The following is a 6,023-nucleotide window of genomic DNA, read 5'->3' as shown; positions in this document are numbered from 1 at the left end:
GGGGCATGTCGGGCACTTCGGTTATGTTCTGAATGCCGATTATCTCTGTGACGTGCCTGATCTCGATCCCGTATTCTTCCTGGCTCAGGATAAAGGTCAGGTATTTGTCTTCCTGGGTATCTTCATCCTCCTCGTAATCTTCTTCCAACAGGTCTGCGTCCAGCCTCTCTTTTAAGCTCATATCTCTCACCTCCACTGTAAAAGATCTAGGTATACAATAGTCAATTCTTTAAGAATACAGGAGTCAGGAGTCAGAATACAAAATGGGGTTTTATTCTGTCTTCTAGGTTCTGGGTGCTGAATTTTTTACCCGCTGATCACGCTCAATTTTTTCCAGGGTTTCCATTAAATCTTTTGTTTCAATTGGTTTATCAAAAAAAGCATACACCCCGTTATTTAAGGCGGTAATAACTGTCTCCGCATCTCCGTACCCGGTAGTGATAATAACCTTGGCTTCGGGATTTATGGAACGAACCTTTTTTAATACCTCAATCCCGCTTAAACCGGGCATCTTCAAATCGGTAATAACCGTGTCGTATTGCTTTTGTTGATATGATTCCAATGCTTTTTCCGGGACAGTGAACATGTCACACTGGTGCCCCGCAGGTTCCAGGACGGTGACCAGGCCGTCCAAACAATCTGCATCATCATCAACTAGCAGGATGTTCATGTCTTCCTCCTATAATTTTTCTTATGTACCGGTAATGTCAGATCCAATATCCCTGTAGCAGTATTACATAGAGCTAACTAAAGGATTTTATTACCAAAGACATAAGTAGCAATAATAATGCCACCAACAATTACCATTTGCTGGCGGCATTTTTCCTTAGAAATATTACCCTATAAGAAACTTGCAGCTTTATTAGAAAAGATAAATTATCATTTTGATAAAATTATAAATTATCATTTTGATATTATTCTTAACATTTATTCTTACTAGTTGGCTCCTCTTTTTAAGGTCATAAGGTTTAATTTGTTTATCTTTCTATATAAAGTTGCTTGTCCTATGCCCAGAATAGCTGCGGCTTCGGGGACACTGCCCTTACAATATTCCAGGGCTGCTGTAATAGCAGCTTTTTCACATTCATCAATACTGGGAGGGGGCAAAATGCTTTCTCTTCCCGTATTGAGCCTGTTTATCAATTCCATGCTTTTGTTTTGCCGCAAGTAAACAGGCAGGTGCGCCGGTAATATAACCCCTCCTTCAGTAAATGCGACAGCCTGTTGAACCACGTTTGAAAGTTCACGAACGTTACCCGGCCAGGAATAGTTTAATAAAACCTGTATTGCTTCCGGGGATAAAACCGGGGCGGTCCCCTGTACTGAAGACCGGCGAATAAAATAATAAGCCAGAGACAAAATATCATCCCGGCGGTTGCGCAGCGGCGGCATGTGTAGAAGTACCGCACCCAAACGATAATACAGATCCTCTCGAAAAATCTTTTTTTTAACGGCCTTTACCAGATCTACATTAGTGGCCGCCAGTACCCGAACATCCACAGTAACAAAATGCTCGCCCCCTACCCGCTGGAACTCCCCTGTTTCCAACACTCTTAAGAACTTGGCCTGGAGGCTCAAAGAAGCTTCTCCAACCTCATCAAGAAAAATTGTTCCTTTGTCCGCCAGTTCAAAACAACCTCGCCGGAGCCGGTCGGCCCCGGTAAAAGCCCCTTTTTCATGCCCGAAAAGTTCGCTCTCTACTAAACTTTCAGTGAGCGCCCCGCAGTTAACGGGGAAAAACCTCTCGTTCGATCTCATGGAGGCAGTGTGAATAAACCTTGCCAAGAACTCCTTACCTGTACCGGTTTCACCACAAATAAGTACATTTAGATCTTTATTTGCTATTTTATATGCAGTTAATAATAATTCTTGTATTTCCTTGCTTTGATAACCTACAAAACCAATTCTGTCGGCTATCGAAACAACATTTTCAGGCAAACGACCGGCACTTTTGGGGGACTCTCCTATAGCCTTCGTCAAAAGGCATTTAATTTCAGGTGGACTGAACGGTTTTTCAATAAAATCATAAGCTCCGCTTTTTATTGCATCTACAGCTAAAGGTATACTGCCATGTCCTGTCATTACTATTACCTGACAATCAGGTTGTAGTTCTTTTATCTTTCGGAGGATTTCCAGGTCATTTGAATCAGGCAAAACAACATCCAGTAAAACAGCTTGAAATTGCTCCGAGCTAACTTTAGAAACTGCCTCGCTGCCGCTGACTGCTGTATCTAACTGATACTGTTCTAAAGAACGTAAAAGCAACTTTTGAATTTTAATATTATCTTCTACTATTAATATCCGTGCCATATTCAGCTGCTCCCATACTGTTTAACCTGCGGCCAACGATTAAAAGGGAATTTATAATTTCTTTGCATGCTCTTATAGATTCCAAGTTATCATTAACTATTTCTTCATCCTCGCATTGCATTAATGTCATATTGCCTTTTATAACCATTATAAGGTTATTTAAATCGTGAGCTTTTTGCCTGATCAAATTTCCTATTTCAGCAATTTCGTTCATACTAAAACCCCGTTACAAAAAACGGGTATTCACCCCTCTATTCTTTTTGTAATAAGCTTTTCAATTGGCTTAAAAGTTCGCCTTCTGTAAAAGGCTTATGTAAAAACTCACATTCCGGGAAAAAAGGTTCTTTAAAGTCATTAAATAAATACCCGCTTGTTAACAATACTTTCACTGATGGATTTATTTCTTTTAAAGCAACTAAAACATCCTTGCCGGAGAGTTTTGGCATCGTAAGATCAAGTACGACGAGGTCAATTTTTTCCCACTCATTAAGGTAAATGTCAATTGCTTCCTGTCCGTCACCGGCTGTTAAAGTTTTATATCCATTCTTTAGAAGCACTCTTTTTGTAAAATTTCTAACAATTTTTTCGTCATCTACGATTAGAATGGTTTCATTTCCTGATATCTTCGCTATTTTTCTGGAAATATTATATTGGACTTCAGGATTTTTTTCACCTGTATACCTGGGCAAATATATTGTAAAACTAGTTCCGGCGCCAGGTTCACTATAGCAATCGATCCAGCCTTTTAGTTGTTTAACAATGCCGTAAACCATGGAAAGCCCGAGACCCGTACCATGCCCAATTTCCTTGGTGGTAAAAAAGGGCTCGAATATTCTTTCCTGTATTTCCGGCGTCATACCGCAACCTGTATCACTTACCGTTATATTTACAAAATTGCCTGGTCGAATATAAGATTTTTTGGGATTAAGACAATCTTTACCAAGACTTACGTTTTTGGTTGTAATGGTAATGACTCCGCCTTCTGTCATTGCATCTTGGGAATTCAAGCAAAGATTTATTAAAATCTGTATAATTTGAGTTTTATCGGCTTCGGCCAACCATAAATCTTTTGCCAAGTCCGTTTTTATGTTTATCCTTGGATCAATAGTTCTTTCTAAGATTTTACATGTTTCAAAAATACTATCATTTACATTGACTACGTTAGACTGCATTATGGACTTTCTTGAAAAACCGAGAAGTTTTTCTATGATATCGGCAGCCATTAACGCTGCCTGCTCAATTTCTTTTAAAGCGTCAAAATGCTCTTCACTATGAGAAGTATCTGCCAGAATTGATGAAACATTACCAAGAATGCCTGTTAAGAGGTTATTGAAATCATGTGCTATACCACCGGCCAGAAGGCCGACAGCTTCCATTTTTTGAGCCTGTCTTAGTTGATTTTCAACATTTCGCATATTTGTAATATCATGTAGCGATTCTATTGCCCCAATTAGATTACCATTTCCATCAAACAGGGGAGAGGCTATTATGCGAAAGTAGGCTCCTTTACCCTGATAGGCATTGGGAAGAAAAATTTCTTTTTCCATAATATCAGTGTTATTTGTAGTAGCTTTTATTACGTTATCTATGAGAATAGATTGTTCAGACCCGTATATTGCTTCTGCGTAATCACCTGTACCTATAATAGCTCCCCTGGGCACACCGGTCATTTCTTCCATAGCTTTGTTCCAGGCTATAACTTTCTTGTTTTGATCGATTACAAAAGTCGCATCCGGTAGAAATTCTATTACAGACAGAAATTTTTGTTGGTTGGCCAGGATTGCTTCCTTTGCAATTTTACTCTCGGTTATATCAAAAAAAGATACTACACTCTTTTTTGTTCCGGGAATCATTGCTACTGTCAAAAGAATGTTCTTTATATTACCAAATTTATCTATAATTTGGGATTCATAACTATTGGGAACTATATCAGACCCGATTCTTCGCAACAAATGATATTTTTTTACTTTGAACAAGTCATCTCCTATAATAAAATCAAATATACTTTTTTTATACTCAATTTCTTCAATGGAGAATCCTGATATTTTTTCAAACTCCCGGTTGGCCAGAGTTATTATTGAACTTTCTTCAATAACTACTGCCGGAGTTCCGATATTATAAAATAACGATTTAAAAAAATTTTCAGATTCATTCCAGGATTTTTTGGAACAATAAATATTTTTCATAAAACCTCACTCTCGCAGGGGCTTAAAAGGAATCTCAAGCAAATGTCACCCCCCGCTTTTTTGATGATAAAGTAAGCTGGCTTTCTCCCACTTTATGGCGAACAAACCGGCGATGGAAAGAGTCAGTTTTTACTGAAAAAGAGCTAAAATAATGCTTGCTGATAATCAAGTTTTTACTGGCAATCAAAATAAGGAGAATACTTCCAGTGCCGCTTAACCAGGCCTAAGCTGCTTTACAGACAAAATTGGACTTGCCCTTTAAATATACTACTATACTACTAATATACAATATAATAAAACTATTTATTTCTTAAATATACTACTATAGTCTATAATTTCAACATAAATTGACATTTATCCTACCCTTACTTTGCGTAATTTTTCTAACATATTTCGACAAATTATGACCTTATATGTCAGCTCTCTGGCCCTAAATAAGTCCCCTAAATAACTTGAGCAAATTCCTAAATGCTTTTTTATTTTGTAAAATTCTCCGATGTCTGAGAAGATGCTACATTTTAAGAGTACCGCGAAATTACCTTTAACGTTCAGTTCTGTAAAGGTATTAAAGGAGAACCAAATTGTTGTCGATATGACTTATATTTAAGCTATCTTGGACCTGTATGAGGATCTCGCCGCGAATAAAAAGCCAGGACTACCTATGAGCACCTGATCCAGCCCATCGACAGCCCCGGCATCAAAGATTATTTACGGTTTTTTAAGGGAAAGGAAGTGGTCCATCTCCAACGCTTCGGGAGGCTATGGACTACATTCAGTCGATACTTTATTCAATACAATTTATATAGTTCTGCGGTTATTTTCTAGTAGTATCCAAATATTTAAATACAAGGTTTAGAACTTGCCGTAATCCACGTCATCCAGAGATATAATATCCTCCGGGTTTACCTTGCCGCCCGATGTAGCGGCAACCTCTGCCAATGCCAGCCTGGAAACCTTCTGGGCCGCGCTCCTGCTCTGTTTGTGTTCCAGGTACGGCCTGCCTGCGCTCACGGGCCCTGCCGCAAAGGAACTGCCTGCGCCCTGCTTTTTAAGTTTGAACTTGCCAAGCATCTGCCTGACCATCTCGGCCTGGCTGGACATCTCTTCGCTGGCCGCGGCAAGCTCTTCCGAACTGGCGGAGTTCTGCTGGGTGACCTGGTCGACCTGGCCCAACCCCTCGTTGATTTGACTGATGCCAAGGGCCTGCTCCTTGGAAGCGGAGGCTATCTCGCTGATGAAGTCGGTTACCTTGCTGACGCCCAGCACAATTTCTTCAAGGGCTTTAGAAGTTTCCTCGGCAATTTTGGTGCCTACCTCGGTCTTCTTGATCGAACCCTCGATCATCTCGGCGGTCTCTTTGGCCGCCTTGGCGCTCCGCTGGGCCAGGTTCCGCACTTCCTCGGCCACCACGGTGAACCCTTTGCCGTGTTTGCCGGCGCGGGCAGCCTCTACCGCGGCGTTTAAGGCCAGCAGGTTGGTCTGGAAGGCAATCTCGTCTATGGCCTTGATGATTTTGGAGATGTTTGC

At 40.4% G+C, this 6,023-nt stretch carries 6 protein-coding genes; all 6 read right to left on the bottom strand.

Annotated features, from left to right (window positions below; genetic code table 11):
* The coding region (locus HPY74_19235; protein ID NSW92745.1) for a chemotaxis protein CheW at positions 1-181 on the bottom strand (181 nt) is incomplete at its 3' end.
* 102 nt (positions 182-283) lie between these two features.
* The gene (locus HPY74_19230; GenBank protein NSW92744.1) at positions 284-670 is read right to left on the bottom strand and encodes a response regulator; all 387 of its coding nucleotides are present in this window, start codon (positions 668-670) and stop codon (positions 284-286) included.
* A 266-nt stretch (positions 671-936) separates the two neighbouring features.
* The gene (locus tag HPY74_19225; GenBank protein ID NSW92743.1) at positions 937-2,310 is read right to left on the bottom strand and encodes a sigma-54-dependent Fis family transcriptional regulator; all 1,374 of its coding nucleotides are present in this window, start codon (positions 2,308-2,310) and stop codon (positions 937-939) included.
* A complete protein-coding gene (locus HPY74_19220; protein NSW92742.1) occupies positions 2,282-2,524 on the bottom strand; it encodes a hypothetical protein in 243 nt (80 codons plus the stop codon). Before HPY74_19220 ends, HPY74_19225 begins: the two co-directional genes overlap by 29 nt.
* 37 nt (positions 2,525-2,561) lie before the next feature.
* Positions 2,562-4,496 (bottom strand): PAS domain S-box protein, encoded by a 1,935-nt coding sequence (locus HPY74_19215; GenBank protein NSW92741.1) that lies wholly within the window; start codon positions 4,494-4,496, stop codon positions 2,562-2,564.
* An 852-nt stretch (positions 4,497-5,348) separates the two neighbouring features.
* Positions 5,349-6,023, bottom strand: a 675-nt coding sequence (locus tag HPY74_19210; GenBank protein NSW92740.1) for a hypothetical protein, incomplete at its 5' end; no start/stop codon positions are given.

The organism is Bacillota bacterium (genome assembly GCA_013314855.1).
Taxonomy (GTDB): domain Bacteria; phylum Bacillota; class Clostridia; order Acetivibrionales; family DUMC01; genus Ch48.
This window is presented reverse-complemented; position numbering and strand designations above follow the sequence as displayed.

What these genes read in the sequence shown, in the direction of transcription:
- HPY74_19230 (NSW92744.1), bottom strand. Translation starts at nt 670, where the DNA reads ATGAACATCCTGCTAGTTGATGATGATGCAGATTGTTTGGACGGCCTG.
- HPY74_19225 (NSW92743.1), bottom strand. Translation starts at nt 2,310, where the DNA reads ATGGCACGGATATTAATAGTAGAAGATAATATTAAAATTCAAAAGTTG.
- HPY74_19220 (NSW92742.1), bottom strand. Translation starts at nt 2,524, where the DNA reads ATGAACGAAATTGCTGAAATAGGAAATTTGATCAGGCAAAAAGCTCAC.
- HPY74_19215 (NSW92741.1), bottom strand. Translation starts at nt 4,496, where the DNA reads ATGAAAAATATTTATTGTTCCAAAAAATCCTGGAATGAATCTGAAAAT.